The 17,456-nt window shown below is 71.5% G+C and carries 14 protein-coding genes; 7 read left to right on the top strand and 7 right to left on the bottom strand.

The features are described from left to right. Positions 1-34 precede the first annotated feature (34 nt). Entirely contained in the window at positions 35-3,046 is a 3,012-nt protein-coding gene (locus tag ABZ842_RS33900; protein ID WP_361545953.1) for an FAD-binding and (Fe-S)-binding domain-containing protein, read from the bottom strand. A 178-nt stretch (positions 3,047-3,224) separates the two neighbouring features. Then, positions 3,225-3,674, bottom strand: a complete 450-nt coding sequence (locus ABZ842_RS33895) for a MarR family transcriptional regulator (protein WP_361545825.1) — start codon at positions 3,672-3,674, stop codon at positions 3,225-3,227. A 172-nt stretch (positions 3,675-3,846) separates the two neighbouring features. On the opposite strand from ABZ842_RS33895, the gene ABZ842_RS33890 reads away from it, so the two are divergent. After that, positions 3,847-5,673 (top strand): ABC transporter ATP-binding protein, encoded by a 1,827-nt coding sequence (locus ABZ842_RS33890; protein WP_361545822.1) that lies wholly within the window; start codon positions 3,847-3,849, stop codon positions 5,671-5,673. A 16-nt stretch (positions 5,674-5,689) separates the two neighbouring features. Here ABZ842_RS33890 and ABZ842_RS33885 read toward each other — a convergent pair whose 3' ends face one another. Beyond that, complete coding sequence (locus ABZ842_RS33885) at positions 5,690-6,772, bottom strand: NAD(P)-binding domain-containing protein (protein WP_361545820.1); 1,083 nt, start codon at positions 6,770-6,772, stop codon at positions 5,690-5,692. A gap of 62 nt (positions 6,773-6,834) precedes the next feature. Between ABZ842_RS33885 and ABZ842_RS33880 the strand changes: the two genes are divergently transcribed. Next, on the top strand, positions 6,835-7,260 hold the full coding sequence (locus ABZ842_RS33880; RefSeq protein ID WP_361545817.1) for a secondary thiamine-phosphate synthase enzyme YjbQ: 426 nt from the start codon (positions 6,835-6,837) through the stop codon (positions 7,258-7,260). A gap of 185 nt (positions 7,261-7,445) precedes the next feature. Here the strand turns inward: ABZ842_RS33880 and ABZ842_RS33875 are convergent, their stop codons facing one another. The 3 genes from ABZ842_RS33875 to ABZ842_RS33865 form a co-directional block, all read right to left on the bottom strand. Then, positions 7,446-8,975 (bottom strand): long-chain fatty acid--CoA ligase, encoded by a 1,530-nt coding sequence (locus ABZ842_RS33875; RefSeq protein WP_361545814.1) that lies wholly within the window; start codon positions 8,973-8,975, stop codon positions 7,446-7,448. 148 nt (positions 8,976-9,123) lie between these two features. After that, positions 9,124-11,064, bottom strand: coding sequence for an alkyl sulfatase dimerization domain-containing protein (locus ABZ842_RS33870; protein WP_361545811.1), 1,941 nt, complete (start codon positions 11,062-11,064; stop codon positions 9,124-9,126). Between the two features lie 259 nt (positions 11,065-11,323). Further along, positions 11,324-12,382 carry an AraC family transcriptional regulator gene (locus tag ABZ842_RS33865; RefSeq protein ID WP_361545808.1) on the bottom strand — a complete coding sequence of 353 codons (1,059 nt, stop codon included), beginning with the start codon at positions 12,380-12,382 and terminating at the stop codon, positions 11,324-11,326. 163 nt (positions 12,383-12,545) lie between these two features. Here ABZ842_RS33865 and ABZ842_RS33860 point away from each other — a divergent pair, with 163 nt between their 5' ends. From ABZ842_RS33860 to ABZ842_RS33845, 4 genes are all read left to right on the top strand, one after another. Further along, positions 12,546-13,100: a 2,4'-dihydroxyacetophenone dioxygenase family protein gene (locus ABZ842_RS33860; protein ID WP_361545805.1), complete on the top strand. Its 555-nt coding sequence runs from the start codon at positions 12,546-12,548 to the stop codon at positions 13,098-13,100. A 2-nt stretch (positions 13,101-13,102) separates the two neighbouring features. Next, positions 13,103-14,146, top strand: a complete 1,044-nt coding sequence (locus tag ABZ842_RS33855) for a zinc-binding dehydrogenase (protein WP_361545802.1) — start codon at positions 13,103-13,105, stop codon at positions 14,144-14,146. 134 nt (positions 14,147-14,280) lie between these two features. Further along, positions 14,281-15,891, top strand: coding sequence for a thiamine pyrophosphate-binding protein (locus ABZ842_RS33850; RefSeq protein WP_361545799.1), 1,611 nt, complete (start codon positions 14,281-14,283; stop codon positions 15,889-15,891). A 117-nt stretch (positions 15,892-16,008) separates the two neighbouring features. Continuing rightward, positions 16,009-16,779 (top strand): SDR family NAD(P)-dependent oxidoreductase, encoded by a 771-nt coding sequence (locus ABZ842_RS33845; protein ID WP_361545797.1) that lies wholly within the window; start codon positions 16,009-16,011, stop codon positions 16,777-16,779. Positions 16,780-16,836: 57 nt separating this feature from the next. Here ABZ842_RS33845 and ABZ842_RS33840 read toward each other — a convergent pair whose 3' ends face one another. Next, complete coding sequence (locus tag ABZ842_RS33840) at positions 16,837-16,998, bottom strand: hypothetical protein (protein ID WP_361545794.1); 162 nt, start codon at positions 16,996-16,998, stop codon at positions 16,837-16,839. Between the two features lie 120 nt (positions 16,999-17,118). Between ABZ842_RS33840 and ABZ842_RS33835 the strand changes: the two genes are divergently transcribed. Further along, positions 17,119-17,456: SDR family NAD(P)-dependent oxidoreductase (locus ABZ842_RS33835; protein ID WP_361545791.1), on the top strand; the 338-nt coding region annotated here is incomplete at its 3' end.

The following is a 17,456-nucleotide window of genomic DNA, read 5'->3' as shown; positions in this document are numbered from 1 at the left end:
GCCGGTCTCGCGGCCGGTGTCGTACGCCGCTGCCTCATGCACCGCCGCCGCCCCGGGTGGCGCGCTCCAGCTCCAACAGCACCGAGTAGTACGAACGGCCGGTCGCCCGGTCCATGCCGATCTCGCACATGCGGTTGGCGCTCAGGTGCGCGTCGAAGTGCCGGGACGTCACCTCGGCCGCCTCCTTGGCCGTCGCCGACTCCGTCAGCTCCTCGTGGAGCATGCCCCGGTCACCGGCGAAGGCGCAGCACCCCGCGTCGTCCGGGACCACGACCTCCTCGGCGCACGCCTCGGCGAGAGCGCGCAACTGCGCGGTGTCGCCCAGGTGTTCCATCGAGCAGGTGGGGTGGACGACCGCGGAGCCGGCCTTGCGGACCACGGTGAGGTGCGGCAGCAGGTGGTCGGCCGCCCACACCAGGGAGTCGACCACGGTCAGCTCCCGGTGCAGCTCCCGATTGTCGTCGGTGAGGTACGGCACGACCTCGTGGGCGATGCCCAGCGTGCAGGACGAGGCGTCCACGACCAGCGGCAGGGTGCCCCCGGCGGTCCAGCCCCAGGCGGCCTCCACGATCCGGTTGGCCATCAGCCGATTGCCCTCCTCGTACCCCTTGGAGTGCCAGATCGTGGCGCAGCAGGTGCCCGTGACGTCCTCGGGGATCCACACCGGCTTGCCGGCGCGGGCCGAGAGCGCGACCACGGCCTGCGGCAGCGACGGGCCGCGGGAGGCGCCGTCGCGGGCCGGTCCGCGCTGCTCGCCGGGGCCGCCGAAGATGCGGTTGACGCACGCCGGGTAGTACACCGCGGACGCCTCCGAGCGCCGGGTGCGGGGCAGTTCGCGGGCCGCCGGCCCCGGGATCTGGGGCAGCCACTGCGGAACGAGGTCGGGCCGCACCGCCCTGCGCGCCAGCCCCGTCACCGACGACAGCAGCCGGTCGCCGAACCGGTCGCCGACCCGCTCGGCGGCGGCCAGCGCGAGCCGCGCCGAGGTCTCCACCGCGGCGAAGTGCCGGGCGGTGAGCGCCGCGATCCGCTCCTCGCGCGCCGAGTGGCGGCGATGGCGCATGTCCTTCATCAGCGCGCCGGTGTCGATGCCGACGGGACAGGCGAGCTTGCAGGTGGAGTCGCCGGCGCAGGTGTCGACCGCGTCGTAGCCGTACGAGGCGAGCAACGCGTCCTCGACGGGCGCGCCCTCGGGCTGGCGCATCATCTCGCGCCGCAGCACGATCCGCTGGCGGGGCGTGGTGGTCAGGTCCTGGCTCGGGCAGGTCGGTTCGCAGAAGCCGCACTCGATGCAGGGGTCGGCGACGTCCTCCACGCGCGGGATCGTCTTCAGCCCGCGCAGGTGCGCCCGGGGGTCCCGGTCGAGCACGACCCGCGGCGCCAGGACCCCGTCGGGGTCGATGACCTGCTTCGTACGCCACATCAGCTCGGTGGCGCGCGGGCCCCACTCCAGTTCCAGGAACGGGGCGATGTTGCGGCCGGTGGCGTGCTCCGCCTTCAGGGAGCCGTCGAACCGCTCCACCGTCAGCCGGCAGAAGTCGTCCATGAAGGCGGCGTAGCGCTCCACGTCCGCGGGGCGGCCGGCGTCGAAGGCGAGGAGGAAGTGGAGGTTCCCGTGGGCGGCGTGACCGGCCACGGCGGCGTCGAACCCGTGCCGCGTCTGGAGTTCGAGCAGGGCCTCGCACGCCTCGGCGAGCCGCCCCGGCGGCACCGCGAAGTCCTCCGTGATCAGGGTCGTACCGGCCGGGCGCGCGCCGCCGACCGCGGTCACGAACGCCTTGCGGGCCTTCCAGTAGCCGGCGATCGTGGCGGCGTCCCGGGTGAACTCGTTGTGCACCGAGGGCACCGGCGCGATCAGCTCCAGCCCCTCGGCGACACGGGCCGCGGCCCGTTCGTACGCCTCCTGCCGCGCCCGGTCCGGCGCGCGGAACTCCACCAGGAGGGCCGCGGCCTCCTTCGGCAGCCGCGCCCAGTCGCCGGGAACGCCGGCCACGCTCACGGAGGCGCGCAGGGTGTTGCCGTCCATCAGCTCGACGGCGAGCGCGCCCGCTTCGTTGAAGAGGGGGACGGCAGCCGCGGCGGCGGTCAGGGAAGGGAAGAACAACAGCGCCGTGGAGACCTCGCGGTCCAGCGGCAGGGTGTCGAAGACGACCTCGGAGATGAAGCCGAAGGTGCCTTCGGAACCGACCAACAGACCGCGCAGGACCTCCACCGGGGTGCGGCCGTCGAGGAAGGCGTCCAGGCGGTAGCCGTTGGTGTTCTTGATCTCGTACTTGGCGCGGATGCGGGCGGTCAGCCCGGCGTCGGCCTCGATCTCCGCCTTCAGGGCCAGCAGCTGCTCGCACAGCTCCGGCTCGGCGCGCGCCAGGAGTTCGTCCGCGTCCGGGGCCGCGGTGTCCACGACCGTCCCGGACGGCAGGACGAAGGTGAGCGACGCGACGGTGCGGTAGGAGTTGCGGGTGGTGCCCGCGGTCATGCCGGACGCGTTGTTGGCCACCACGCCGCCGATGGTGCAGGCGATGGAGCTGGCCGGGTCGGGGCCGAGCACCCGGCCGTGCCGGGCGAGGGCGGCGTTGGCGCGGAAGACCGTGGTGCCGGGGCGGATGCGGGCGCGCGCGCCGTCGTCCAGCACCTCGACGCCCGCCCAGTGGCGGCGCACGTCCACCAAGATGTCCTCGCCCTGGGCCTGGCCGTTGAGCGAGGTGCCGGCGGCGCGGAAGACGACGTTGCGGCCCTCGGCGCGGGCGTACGCGAGGACGGCGGAGACGTCGGCGACGTCCTCGGCGATCACGACCACCCGGGGCAGGAAGCGGTACGGGCTGGCGTCCGACGCGTACTTCACCAGGTCGGAGACCTTCCACAGCACGTTGTCGGCCTTGCTGGCCTTGTCGGTCTCGTCTGTCTTGTCGGCGCCGAGCAGCCGGGTCAGGTCGTCGCGCAGGCGCTCGTCGGCGCCGTGGGCGAGGTCGTCGGGGACCCGGTCGGCCGCGGGCGTACGTCGCTCGTGCGGCCTCAGCGCGGCGGGGTCGGGCTCCAGCAGCGGCAGCTGCGGCAGCCGGGGCAGATGTGGTGCTCGGCGCGACGGGTGCGCCGTCCGCGGGCGGTTCGGCAGGTCCGGCATGGTCGACGGTCCCCTCTGGGCTCAGCTGGTCTGTCGTTCTCTCGGTGCACGCTCTCTCGGCCTCTCGGCGCGGCCATGGCGTGTGCGTCTTGTGGGCCGGGCGTCAGCAGTCCTGTCGCCCCGCGCCGTCGACGAGCGTCGACAGCAGTCCGCCGAACGCCGTGCGCTGTTCGGCGCTCAAGGGGGCGAGGATGTCCTCCGCGGCGGCGCGGCGCACCGCGTGCAGCGCCCCAAGGGTGGTGCGGCCGGTGTCCGTGAGCTCGATGCGGATCACCCGGCGGTTCTTCGGGTCGGGGGCGCGACGGACCCGACCGCTCGCCTCCAGTCCGTCCACCAGACTGGTGATGGCGCGCGGCACCACCTCCAGCCGGTCGGCGAGATCGGACATCCGGGGCGGCTCGTCGTAGTGCGAGAGCACCCGCAGCAGCCGGGACTGCGCCGGCGTGATGGTGATCCCGGCCCCGTCCAGATGCCGCTGCTGGCTGCGGTGGAGCCGTCTGCTGAGCCGTAGCAACTGCTCGGCCAGCAGGCCGTCCGGATCGGGGGTGGTCATGCGGGAACAATAACAGGACCTAATTCATTGTGTACATAGGTAACAGTGAGCTACGCTCGCAAAGGTCGGTCGCGCGCACGCGCGCCCGCGGGGCTATCGAGGAGAGGAAGGCCCGGAGCCCACGACCCGCCACCCAGACGACCAGCGCACCCGCGCACCCGCGAAGGAGACCATGCGCCCCGAAACGATCACCTGGACGCCACCGGACAAGCAGTCGGAGCAGCCGCCCGCGCAGGTGCGGCGGATCCTCCGGCTCTTTGCGCCCTACCGCGGCCGGCTCGCCCTCGTCGGGCTGCTCGTCGGCGCGGCGTCCCTGGTCTCCGTCGCCTCCCCGTTCCTGCTGAAGGCGATCCTGGACACCGCGATCCCCCAGGGGCGTACCGGCCTGCTCACCCTGCTGGCCCTCGGCATGATCCTCATCGCGGTGCTGACCAGCGTCTTCGGCGTCCTGCAGACCCTGATATCGACCACGGTCGGCCAGCGCGTCATGCACGATCTGCGCACCGCGGTCTACGCCCAGCTCCAGCGCATGCCGCTGGCGTTCTTCACGCGCACGCGCACGGGCGAGGTCCAGTCCCGGATAGCCAACGACATCGGCGGTATGCAGGCGACGGTCACCTCCACCGCCACCTCCCTGGTCTCCAACCTCACGGCCGTGGTCGCCACCGTCGTCGCCATGCTCGCCCTGGACTGGCGGCTGACCCTCGTCTCGCTGCTGATGCTGCCGGTCTTCGTCTGGATCAGCCGCCGGGTCGGCCGCGAGCGCAAGAAGATCACCACCCAGCGGCAGAAGCAGATGGCGGCCATGGCCGCCACCGTCACCGAATCCCTCTCCGTGAGCGGCATCCTGCTGGGCCGCACCATGGGCCGAGCCGACTCCCTCACCCGCTCCTTCGCTGCGGAGTCCGAGCGCCTGGTCGACCTCGAAGTGCGCGCCAGCCTCGCCGGCCGGTGGCGGATGTCGACCATCGGCATCGTCATGGCCGCGATGCCCGCCCTGATCTACTGGGCCGCCGGCTTCGCCCTGCAAGGCGGGGCGACGATCTCCCTGGGCACCCTGGTCGCCTTCGTCACCCTCCAGCAGGGCCTGTTCCGGCCCGCGGTCAGCCTGCTGTCCACCGGCGTCGACATCCAGACCTCCCTCGCCCTGTTCCAGCGCATCTTCGAATACCTCGACCTGCCCGTCGACATCACCGAGCCCGCCGAGCCCGTGCGGCTGGCGCGGGTCCGCGGCGAGGTGCGCTTCGAGGGCGTCGACTTCGCGTACGACCCCCAGCAGTCGGCGCTCACCCTCGACGGGGTCGACGTGAGCGTCCCGGCGGGCGGCAGCCTGGCCGTCGTCGGCCCCACCGGCTCCGGCAAGTCCACGCTCAGCTATCTGGTGCCCCGGCTGTACGACGTCACCGGCGGTCGCGTCACCCTCGACGGGGTCGACGTCCGCGACCTGGACTTCGACACCCTGGCCCGCGCGGTGGGCGTGGTCTCGCAGGAGACGTACCTCTTCCACGCCTCCGTCGCCGACAACCTGCGCTTCGCCAAACCGGACGCCACGGACGCGGAGATCGAGCAGGCGGCCCGGGCGGCCCAGATCCACGACCACATCGCCGCGCTCCCCGAGGGCTACGACACGGTGGTCGGCGAGCGCGGATACCGCTTCTCCGGCGGGGAGAAGCAGCGCCTGGCCATCGCCCGCACCATCCTGCGCGACCCCCCGGTGCTGATCCTCGACGAGGCGACCAGCGCGCTGGACACCCGTACCGAGCAAGCGGTCCAGGAAGCCATCGACGCGCTCTCGGCGGGCCGCACCACGATCACCATCGCGCACCGGCTGTCCACCGTCCGGGACGCGGACGAGATCGTGGTCCTGGACGGCGGCCGGATCGCGGAGCGCGGAGGCCACGACGCACTCCTCGCGCTCGACGGACGCTACGCGGAACTGGTCCGCCGCGACGCGCGTTCGGTCGCTCCGGCTGCTCCGGTCGCTCCGGTCGCTTCGTGAGGGCGGGCGGTACGCGCTACACCAGCGCCGGCGCCCGCTCCAACAGCTCCTTGATCTCCCGCACCGCGGCGCGCCCCGCCCGGTTGGCGCCGATCGTCGAGGCCGACGGCCCGTAGCCGACGAGATGGACGCGCTCGTCCCGTACGGCACGCGTACCGTCCATCGCGATCCCGCCGCCCGGCTCGCGCAGCCGCAGCGGCGCCAGGTGGTCGAGCACCGCGCGGAAGCCGGTGGCCCACAGGATCACGTCGGCGTCCACCGTACGACCGTCGTCCCAGGCCACACCGGTCGGCGTGATCCGGTCGAACATCGGCAACCGGTCCAGGATCCCGCGCTCGCGCGCGGCCCGCAGCGCGTCGTTGAGCGGCAGCCCCGTCACCGACACCACGCTCTGCGGCGGCAGCCCGAGCCGCACCCGCTCGTCCACCTTCGCCACCACGGCCCGCCCCACGTTCTCGTCGAACGGCCCCTCGCGGAAGACCGGCGGCCGGCGGGTCACCCAGGTCGTCTCCGCGGCGTGCTCGGCGATCTCCAACAGGTGCTGCGTCCCCGACGCCCCGCCGCCGACCACGACCACCCGCAGCCCGGCGAACTCCTTCGGCCCCGGATAGTCGGCCGTGTGCAACTGCCGCCCGCGGAAGGACTCCTGCCCCCGGTAACGCGGCCAGAACGGCCGGTCCCACGTGCCCGTCGCATTGATCAGCGCCCGCGCGGACCAGTTCCCCGCCGAGGTCTCCACCAGCAGCCGGCCCCCCTCGTCCGCCCGCACGGCCGCCACGTCCACGGGCCGCTGCACCCGCAGGTCGAACCGCTCCTCGTACGCCGCGAAGTACTCGCCGATCACCTCGGACGACGGCCGCGCGTCGTCCGCACCGGTCAGCTCCATCCCCGGCAGCGCGTGCATGCCGTGCACCTTGCCGTACGTCAGGGACGGCCAACGGAACTGCCAGGCCCCACCGGGCTCGGGGGAGTGGTCGAACACCACGAAGTCCCGCCCGGGCACCAGCCCGACGCGCCGCAGATGAAAGGCGCCGGACAGCCCCGCCTGTCCGGCGCCGACGACGACCACGTCCACGTCCCGCGCCCCGAAGTTGTTCATGCTTCTACCAACTAGCGGCCCGGCGGGATTCTTCCCGCCGACCGGCCGGGGACAATGACCCCATGCCCGGATCCTTCAGCACGACGACGCTCCAGATCACCACCGGCTCGACCGAGACGGTCACCGACCTGACCGCCGCCTGTGAACGCTTCCTCCAACAGTCCGCGAACGGCCGCGACGGCCTGCTGAACGTCTTCGTCCCGCACGCCACGGCGGGCATCGCGGTCATCGAGACGGGCGCGGGCAGCGACGACGACCTCCTGGCCGCGCTCCACACCCTCCTGCCGAGCGATGACCGCTGGCAACACCGCCACGGCACCCCCGGCCACGGCCGCGACCACGTCCTCCCGGCCTTGGTACCGCCGCATGCGACGCTGCCGGTGATCGGAGGCCGGTTGGAACTGGGGACGTGGCAGTCGGTCTGCCTCGTCGACACGAACGTCGACAACGCCGACCGTCAGGTGCGGCTGAGCTTCCTGGGTTGTTGAGTCGCTTCGGCGGCACCGCGGAGCGGAAGCGCAGCCGTGCCGACTGAATGGTGCGCACCGCCCGCGGGCCGGTAGCGTGCCGGCTCCGCTTCATCGCGTGCGAACGCCGGGCGGTGGTCGGCTACCGTCCGCGCGCGCCGATCCTGCGGGAGGTCCAAGGTGTCCCGGGTTGGGTCGCCACCCGTTCATGCCGGTCCGTGCGCCTGGCGCAAGGAGCGCTTGAGGATCTTGCCCGTGGCGGTCAGGGGCAGGGATTCGACGAAGGCGAAGGAGCGGGGTGCCTTGTATCCGGCGATCAGGGTCTTGACATGGGCGCGCAGGGCGTCGGCGGACGGGGACTGTCCCGGGCGCGGGACGACGACGGCATGGACGCGTTCGCCCCATCGTGTGTCGGGGACGCCGATGACGGCGCAGGAGGCGACCGATGGGTGGGATGCCAGGGCGTTCTCCACTTCGGCCGAGTACACGTTCTCACCTCCTGTGATGATCATGTCTTTCAGGCGGTCGACGATGTAGAGGTAGCCGTCCTCGTCGAGGTATCCGCCGTCGCCCGTGTGCATCCAGCCGTCGCGCAGTGCCTCGGCGGTAGCCTCCGGTTGTCCCCAGTAGCCGAGCATCAGGTTGTCGCCGCGCGCGGCGACTTCGCCTACCTCGCCCGGCGGCAGGCGCGTTCCGCCGGGGGCCAAGACGGCCAGTTCGACCGCGGGGGTCGCCCGGCCCACGGAGCGCAGGCGGGAGCCGCCTGTCACGTGGTCGCCGGGTGTCAGCATGGTCAGGACCCCGGTTTCGGTCATGCCGTAGCCCTGGGTGAAGCGGGCCCGGGGGAACGCCTCCATCGTCTGGTGGAGGAGCGCCTCGGGGCTGCCCGCGCCGCCGTAGATCACGGACCGGAGGCTGGACGTGTCGTAGGCGGCGAAGTCCGGGTGTTCGCAGACGGCCTGCACCATGACGGGTACCAGGATGGTGGTGGACACGTGGTGGCGCTGCACCGCGTCGAGGAACCCGTCCGGGGTGAAGGTGGGCAGGAAGACCAGGGTGCCGCCCATGAGGGACTGCGAGAACCAGCTCAGGAACGCGGCGACGTGGAACATGGGTGCCGTCAGCAGGACTGTCCCGCCCCGTTCGACGGCTTCGTCGACGAGTACGGAACCGAAGGCCGAGGTCGTCAGGGAACGATGGGTGGCCATGACGCCCTTTGGGAGCCCGGTGGTGCCGCCCGTGTAGAGGAGAGCCGCGACCTGGTCACCTCCTCGGCGGACGTCCTCGACGGCGTCGGCCGTGGTGAGGAGGTCCTCGTAGGAGAGCATGTCGTTGGGAGTCGGGGTGTCGCCGCAGTGGATGACGGTACGGAGGCCGGGGCAGCGTCTACGCAGTTCGGGCGCCAGGTGGGCGTAGGCGTCGTCCACCAGTAGGACCTCTGTGCCCGAGTCGGTCAGGGCGTACGCCATTTCAGCGGGTGACCAGCGGATGTTCAGCGGAGTGACGATGCCGCCCGTCCACCAGGTGGCGTAGAAGTACTCGTGGTAGCGATCGGAGTTGAGGGCGAGCATGCCCACCCGGTCACCTTCGGTGATGCCAAGGGCTCGGAACGCGCCGGCGAGCCGGGCTACCCGGTCCGCCACCTCGCGCGTGGTCCGCGTCCGGTCGCCGCAGATGGTCATGGTCCGTTGGGGAAACTGGTCGAGAGCTCTGTGCAGGGGCTGGGTGAGGTACACGACATCCTCCGGGGGCGGCCCGACGGCTTCGGCGGGTCCGGGAAGGCGGTTGGGCGGCGGCGGTCCGGCCGCGGCAGCGAGGACCGGGCCGGATTCGCCGCGATGCGGCAAACTGCTCGCGTAGGAGACCGGAAGAACTGTGGCGGCGTCAGGGAGTGACGATCGGGAACCAGAACGGGAAGTCGTCGAGCAGGTCGAACAGTTCGATCAGGACCTTCCGGTCTCCGTCCACCCGCACGGTGCCGGACTCGATCTCCGTCCCGAGATCTCCGTCGGCGAAGACGACCCGCTCGAACGCGTCGCGGTCCCAGACGACCGTGGCGTCGGGGTGCTTCAGCTCCTTGCCGGGGGTGTGGACGAGGGTGCCGTTGCGGAGTCGGACCGCGTAGCGGACCTCGCTGCCGTCGGCCTCCCGGAAGACCCAGTCGAAGGAGCTGTCGCACCCCCATGCCGCCGGGCCGTCGAGTCGGATGCCGAGGTAGTCGAGGAGCATGTCCGTCGTCATCGCCGCCAGGACGTCCGGGGTGGTGAGCTTGACGGCGCCCAGGTCGCGTACGCCTTCGCGCAGTTCGAGGGCGCCCATCAGGTACTCGTTGCGCCACACGGCGCTCTCGGCCTGGTAGCCGAGCTGCTCCAGGGCGTCGGCTTGCAGGTGGCGGGCCTCTGCGTTGTCCGGCTCGGCGAACACCAGATGAGTCAGGAGTTCGGCGACCCATCGGTACTCCCCGGCGTCGAACGCCTCACGGGCGGAGGTCAGGAGGGCGTCCGGTCCGCCCATCGCGGCGACGTAGCGGGGTGCGGATTGTGCGGCGGGGAGAGGGTGCAGGTGGGCGGGGTGGCTGTCGTACCAGCCGAGGTAGCGCTGATAGACGGCCTTGGCGTTGTGGTTGACCGTGCCGTAGAACCCTCGTAGGTGCCATTCCTGCGTCAGCGCCGGCGGGAGTTCGACGCGCTCGGCCAGTTCCGTCATGGTCAGGCCGTGGTTGGCCAGGCGCAGCGACTGGTCGTGCAGATACTTGTAGAGGTCCCGCTGACGTTCCAGGAAGACGATCACATCGGCGTTGCCCCAACGGGGCCAGTGGTGCTGGGCGATGATCACGTCGGTGTCGGCGCCGAACAGTTCGATGGATTCGTCGAGTTTCTTCCACCACGCGGAGGCGTCCCTGACTTCGGCGCCGCGCAGGGTGTAGAGGTTGTGCATGGTGTGTACGGCGTCCTCCGCCGAACAGAACATCCGCAGCCCGGGGAAGTGGATCATGAATTCGGAGGGTGCCTCGGTGCCGTTGGCCATCTGGAAGACCATCTCGACGCCGTCGACGGTGCGTCGCTCGCCGGTCTCCCGCACGGTGTCCGTGGGCGGTACGAGGGTGAAGGTGCCGCCGTGGGCCGGGGTGGCGGTGAGGCCGGCGCTGACCTGACCCCGCGGACCCCGGCCGAGGACCGGGCCGTACATGTAGAGGGCGCGGCGGGTCATGGCATTGCCCGCGTAGACGTTCTCCGAGACGGCTTCCTTGAGGAAGCCGTCCGGTGCGATCACGGTGACGCGACGGGCCGCGACATCGGCTTCGTCGACGACTCCCTTGACGCCTCCGAAGTGGTCGCCGTGGCTATGGGTGTACACGACCGCGACGACGGGGCGGCGCGGACGATGGGCGAAGTACAGGTCGAGAGCCGCCCGGGCCGTTTCGGCGTAGATCAGCGGATCGATCACGATCACTCCGGTGTCGCCCTCGACGACCGTCATGTTGGCCTGGTCGAAGCCGCGGATCTGGTAGACGCCGTCGATCACCTTGTACAGCCCGTGGTGCGCCGTGAGGCGGGCGTGGCGCCACAGGCTCGGGTTGACCGTGGGCGGCGCCTCGTCGGAGGCGAGGAAGGCGTACTGCGAGAGGTCGATCATGGGGCGGCCGTCGGCACGGTGGATCACCGGCGGGTCGATCGTGCCGAGGAAGCCGCGCTCCGCGTCCTCGAAGTCCCGGAGGTCACCGAAGGGCAGCCCGGCAGCGAACGCCTGCTGGGCGCGAACCGTCGCCTCAGTGGCGGGCTTGGGCGCGGGCGTGCCGGACGGTCGGGAAGCGGGGGTCGACATGGGAACACCTCAGCATCGTTGGGTGGCGCGTGGCACAGTCGCTCCGCTCACCAAAGCGGTTGTCGACGGCCGCGGCGGCGGGCCGCCGCAATGACGGTGCAGGGGGAGAACCCGTCCAGCTGTGCGTTCGGCGTCGCAGAGGGGACCGGGGCCCCAATAATGCATCTCGCACTTCTCCTACATCAAGAGGTAGGAGCCAGGAGAAACGCAAACACAATTGAATACCTGTTCACGTGTGCTGGCGGCTCGTGCGGCCCGTTCAACGCTGGCGCAGCTCCTGCCGGCGGTTCCTTGGGCTGGACCCGAACCAGCGTCGGCAGGCCCGGGTGAGCACGCTCTGCTCGCTGTAGCCGAGCAGTCCCGCGAGTTGGCTGAGCGGCATGTCGGTGTCCCGCAGGTACCGGTCGGCCTCCTCCTTGCGCACGGTGTCCACCAGGTCGCCGAAGGAGACGCCTTCGGCGGCCAGGTGGCGTTGCAGCGTGCGCGGGTGGACTGCCAGGTGCGCGGCGACCAGTTCCAGGCAGAGTCCCCCGGTGGGCAGCAGTCGCCGCGCCAGGGCCGTGGCGGCTTCGGCCGGCGTGCCGCGTGCGGCCGTCGACGCGATGGAGTTCAGATACTCCCGCACGACGTCGTGGACGGCGCCGTGGGCGTGCAGCGGGCGGCGCAGTTCGGCCCGGCGGATACGGAAACCGCTGAAGGGCTCGGCGAACCGCGCCGGGCAGTCGAAGTACCTCTCGTACTCCTTGGGGGGAGACAGCGCGTCGTGCGCGAGATGGACACCCACCGGCCGGAAGTCGGGTCCGATCAGCAGTTGGAGCACCCGCAGGGAGACGCCGAGGGAAAGCTCGGTGACCTGGCGGTGCGGGGGCATCCGCTCGCCCACGACGCGGAACTCGAAGCGGGCGTGGCGTGAGTCGGGAGGCGCGGACACGTGTCCCTTGATCGCCGGGCTGTACACCGCGAGGTACTGCCCCACGGCGCGCAACCCGTCGGCGACGGTGGGGGCGCTGAGTGCGGCGGCGCCGACCGGCCCGAGGATCTCGATGCCCTGGCGCAACGCGAGGCGTAGCCCGAAGTCCAGCGCGCCGGTGACGCGTGCCGCCGACTCCACGGCGTCGATGAGCGCCCGGTAGGCGATGAAGGCGTCGGCCTCGCCGATGGCTGTCGGCGGGACACCGGCAGCCTCCAGCAGTGGCTGTGGATCGGCGCCCAGGAGGCGAACCAGCTCGGAGTAGCCCTGCAAGGACGCGCCCCGGATCAGCGACATGTCGCCCAGAGTCAAATAATTGTCGTCTGGTGTCAAGATGTGGGGCGGCACGGCGCTCCACCATGGGAGGCGTCCGCGGTTCGGCGACCGCGGAACAGTCCCGTCCCCCGCACACGCCGGCCTCTCGGCGGAGGCCGGCGTGGCACCGGCGGCAGCCGGGAGCTCCCGGCCCGGCGGGACCACGGCGCGCACAGCCAGAACCCAAGGAGCACCCGTGTCCACTGTCCCTTCACCCGACTTCGCAACCACTGGCAGCGGGGCCCGGCTGCCACTGCTGGCCCTCCCCCAAACGGAACTGCTCTCACTCAACACCGAGGAAGTTCCGCTGGTCGAGAGCGGCTTCGGGCCCGGCACCAGCGTGCGGCTGCTGCGCCTGGATCCGGAGGCCGGTCGCTGGGTGGTGATGGTGCACATGGGGCCGGGAGCCTCCGTGCCGATCCACTACCACACCGGCACCGCGGAGGTGTACACGCTTCGCGGCCGGTGGTTCTACCGGGAGTACCCCGACCAGCCGCAGACCGCGGGCTCCTACCTCTTCGAGCCGGGCGGCTCGGTGCACACGCTCTACACCCCGGAGGACAACACCGAGGAGACCGTGATGCTCGTCATGGTCACCGGGGCCAACGTCAACTTCACCGAGGACGGTCGGTTCCACTCCGTGATCGACGCCGTGAGCCTGCAGTACTGGCTCTCCAAGTTCGCCCGCGAACAGGGTGTGAAGCTGCGCTACATCACTGCAGGCGCCGCGGGCGTCGTCGAAGCGGGCTGAGCATGCGTGCCGTCGTCCTCACGGACGGCCGACTGGAGCTGACCGACCTACCCGACCCGGTGCCCGCCGAGGGCGAAGTCCTCGTGGACGTCCTGGCCTGCGGCATCTGCGGTACCGACCTGCACTGCGTCCGGCACGGCGAGGAACTCAACGAGGCGATGCGCAACGCGCGCGGCGTCGGCGCCTTCGACCTGACCCGGCCGATCGTCCTGGGCCATGAATTCGTCGGCAGGGTCATCGCGCACGGACCCGGCACCACGGGCCGGATCCGCACGGGCAGCCGGGTGGTCAGCGTGCCCGCCTCCGGCAGGCCCGACCGCGCCCCGATCGGGTTCGCCGGACCCGAGACCCCCGGAGGTCTCGCGGAGCGCATGGTCCTCTCGGAGAAACTGCTCATAGAGGTACCCGACCATGTGCCGACCGAGCTCGCCGCGCTCACCGAACCGCTCGCCGTCGCCCACCACGCGGTGGCCCGCGGCGATCTCGGCACAGAGGACGTACCCCTCGTCGTCGGGTGCGGACCGATCGGACTCGCCGTCGTGGCGGTCCTGCGCACACGCGGTGCCGGGCCGATCATCGCCGCGGACTTCTCCCCCGAGCGACGGGCACTGGCCAAGGCCCTCGGCGCCGACGTCGTCGTCGATCCGGCCACGGCCTCCCCGTACGCGGCTTGGGCCGATGCGGCGATCGCGGACGGGCGTCGGGCACGGCCCACGGTCGCCTTCGAATGCGTGGGCGCCCCCGGAGTGATCGGTCGGATCGTCGCAGGCGCCCCGGCCCGGTCAAGGATCGTCGTGGCTGGCCTGTGCATGACCCCCGACGTCCTGGAGCCCGCGCAGGCCGTCCTCAAGGAGCTGGAACTGCGTTTCGCGATGATGTACTCCGTCGCCGAGTTCGCCGAGACGTTCGAACTACTGGCGGAGGGAGCGTTCGACGTCGCGCCCCTCATCACCCGTACGGTCGGCCTCGCCGATGTCCCCGGCGTCTTCGAGAGCCTCGCGTCCTCGCCCGCAGACGCGAAGGTCCTGGTGGATCCCATGCGTTGAGCGGGGAGTGCCCGGACTCCGGGGCCGGCACGGCGCGGTGGTCCCGCCCGGACCGGACGCCGTTGTCGCCACCGGACCCGCCGCGGCGAGTCATCGCGAGGCCGTCTGCGGCCGTACGAGACGAGGACAGCATCATGAAGGTCTACCAGGCGCTCGCCGCCGCACTGCTCGACCACGGCGCGGACGTCGTCTTCGGGCTGATGGGCGACGCCAACATGCTCGCGCTCTGCGACTACGAGGACCGAGGGGGCCGTTTCGTGCCCACCGTCCACGAGGGCGGCGCGGTGAGCATGGCGGACAGTTGGTCGCGCATGACCGGTCGGGTGGGCATCGCGTCGGTGACCCATGGACCGGCGGTGTCCAACACCGTCACCGCACTGATCGAGGCGGTGCGCAGCCGCAGCCGCGTCCTGCTGCTCACGGGTGACACGCCGCCCGAGCCCACGCACTTCCAGCGGCTGGACCTGGCAGCCACGGCCGCCATGGCGCAAGCGGGTTACGAGAAGGTCCACGGCCCGGCCTCCCTCCGGCGAGACCTGGACCGGGCGCTGCGCAGGATCGTCGCGGAGAACCGCCCGGTCCTCCTCGACGTCCCGATCGGTCTGCTGCGCGAGGACATCGGCGCCCAGCCACCGGTCGTCCGGCCGACGGCGCGTACGGTGGCGGTGCCCGCCCCCGAGCAACTCGACGGCGCCCTGGGGCTCATCGCTGCCTCCCGACGGCCGGTGCTGCTCGCCGGGCGCGGTGCGGTGACCTCGGGCGCGCGAGCCGAACTGGAGGCGCTGGCCGACCGGCTGGCAGCCCCGGTGGCCGTCACCGGGCTGGCCAAGGACTTCTTCCGCGGCCACCCGGCGGACCTGGGTCTCTTCGGCAACCTGTCCCACAGCCTCGCGAGCTCCGTGATCGCGGAAGCGGACTGCGTGATCGCGTTCGGCGCCAGTCTCAACTCGGTGACGACCGTCCGCGGCGACCTGGTTCGGGACAAGAAGGTCGTGCAGGTCGATGACGACCCCGGGGCCTTCGGCTGGTACACCCGCGTCGACGAGGCGGTGCACGGTGACGTACGGGCCGTCGCGGCAGCGTTGGACGCCGCCCTCGTCGACGCCGGTCACGCACCGGGGCGCGGCCGACTGGAGAGGGTCCGGCGAAGTCTGCGCGCGCACCGGCTGGCAGAGGAGTTCCAGGACCGTACCGGCAACGGAACCGTGGATGTCCGCACGGCGATGCTGCGACTGGACGAACTCCTGCCGGACAGAAGAGTCCTGGTCAGCGACGTCGGTCGGTTCGTGGTCGGAGTATGGCCCTATCTGCGTGTCGCCGATGCACGGCATTTCACGTCGATGGGCGGCTTCGGATCCATCGGGCTCGGGCTCGCGGGCGCGATCGGTGCCGCAGTGGCCCATCCCGGGGAGCTGACGGTGGCTGTCGTGGGGGACGGCGGATTCATGATGAACCTCGCGGAGTTCACTACCGCCGTCCGGGAGAAGCTGCCCCTGCTGGTCGTCGTCCTGAACGACGGAGCGTACGGAGCCGAGCACTACAAACTCGCCCACTTCGGCGTCGACCCCGCCCGCTCACTGACCGCGTGGCCCGAGTTCGTTCCGCTGGCCGAGGCGATGGGGGCACACGGCGCGACCGTACGCGACCTGCGGGACCTGGACGCCGTGGCTGACGTGGCCCGGCGGATGGACGGGCCGTTCGTGCTGGACGTGAAGCTCGACCCCGACGTCAACGTCATGGCCTGACGCCGCCGGCGACCACAGCGCCGTGCACACCGGAGAGCCTGGTCCACGGCCCGCCGAGTGGCGCTGCCCGACTCCGGCCACCCGCGCCCACTTACCGCATCGCATGAGGAGAGCCGTATGCAACCCGCACCCGACTACGCCACCGAGTTCGCGGGCCGTGTCGCCCTGGTCACCGGAGCCGCCTCCGGCATCGGTCTGGCCATCGCCCGCCGCCTGGCCGCCGGCGGCGCCGCCGTGAGCCTCGCGGACCTCGACGAAGACGGTGCCCAGCGGGCCGCCGACCAGTTGACCGAACAGGGCGCCCGCGCCGTCGCCGTCGCCCTGGACGTCACCGACCCGGCATCGGTCGAGGCCGCGGTCCAGTCGACCGCGGACCGGCTCGGAGCCCTGCACCTGGCCGTGAACAACGCGGGCATCGGCGGCCCGGTGGAGCCCACAGCCACCTATCCGCCCGACGCCTGGCACCGGGTCATCGCGACCAACCTCGACGGCGTCTTCCATTCCCTGCGTCATGAACTCCCGGCGATCCTCGCATCCGGCGGCGGGGCGATCGTCAACATGGCTTCGTCATGCGCGGTCAACGGATTCGCGGGGGTGGCCGCCTACGCTGCGGCCAAGCACGGGGTGATCGGCCTGACGAAGACAGCTTCTTTGGAGTACGCGGCGCGCGGAGTGCGCATCAACGCGATCGTGCCGGGTTTCATCGACACCCCCCTGCTTGCCGATGCCGACGAAAACCAGCGCAAGCGCCTGATTCGGCTGCACCCGGCCGGCCGACTGGGGCTGCCGGAGGAGGTCGCCGAGACGGCCGCCTTCCTCCTTTCGGACCGCGCATCCTTCACCCATGGCAGCGCCCACCATGTCGACGGCGCCTACGCCGCTCAGTGATCTCGTCGGGCCGGGCGCACCGGCCCGACGAACCGAGGCCACGCCTCCGCGCCCTCGTCATGACCTGTGTCGCAGGGCCGTCTCCTGGACGACGCTGGCCAACAGGCGGCCGTCCCGGCTCCAGACGTCCGCAAGGACCAGCCCGCGACCGCCCCCCGCCGACGGGCTCCGTTGGGCGAACATCGCCGGCTGGCCGTTGGTGTGCGTGTGTCGGCCCACGTTCCCAGCCTCTCGGTCATCGGGTTCTTCCCGGGCTGCCCGAACGCCTTGCCCAACCGCCTGCGCCGCCGTCGACGACGCGGGAATCGACTACGGCCTCGTCCAGCAGGCGCCGGATATGTGTACGGCGACTCGCCCAGCGGCCAGGCGGCGCTCTACGGCGTGGGGATCAAGGGCATCCCCGTGGTCAGACAGGAAGTGGTCACCCCCCTGGGACAGCTGGATGGCCGTGTAGCGGTGATCACCGGCGCCGGCGCCGGACTAGGTCGTGAGCACGTGTTGCTGTTCGCCGGCGAGGGCGCCGAGGTCGTCGTCAACGACCTCGCCAACGCCGAGGGCGTGGTGAAGGAGATCGCCGCCGCGGGCGGCGAGGCGGTGGCCGTCGAGGGCAGCGTCGCCGACCTGGCCGTCGGCCGGACGCTGGTCGACGCGGCCGTGGAGTCCTTCGGCGACCTGCA

The sequence above is a fragment of the Streptomyces sp. NPDC047315 genome (assembly GCF_040643215.1).
Classification (GTDB): domain Bacteria; phylum Actinomycetota; class Actinomycetes; order Streptomycetales; family Streptomycetaceae; genus Streptomyces.
Note: the sequence above shows the minus strand (reverse complement) of the source record. Positions and strands in the feature narration are given on the sequence as shown.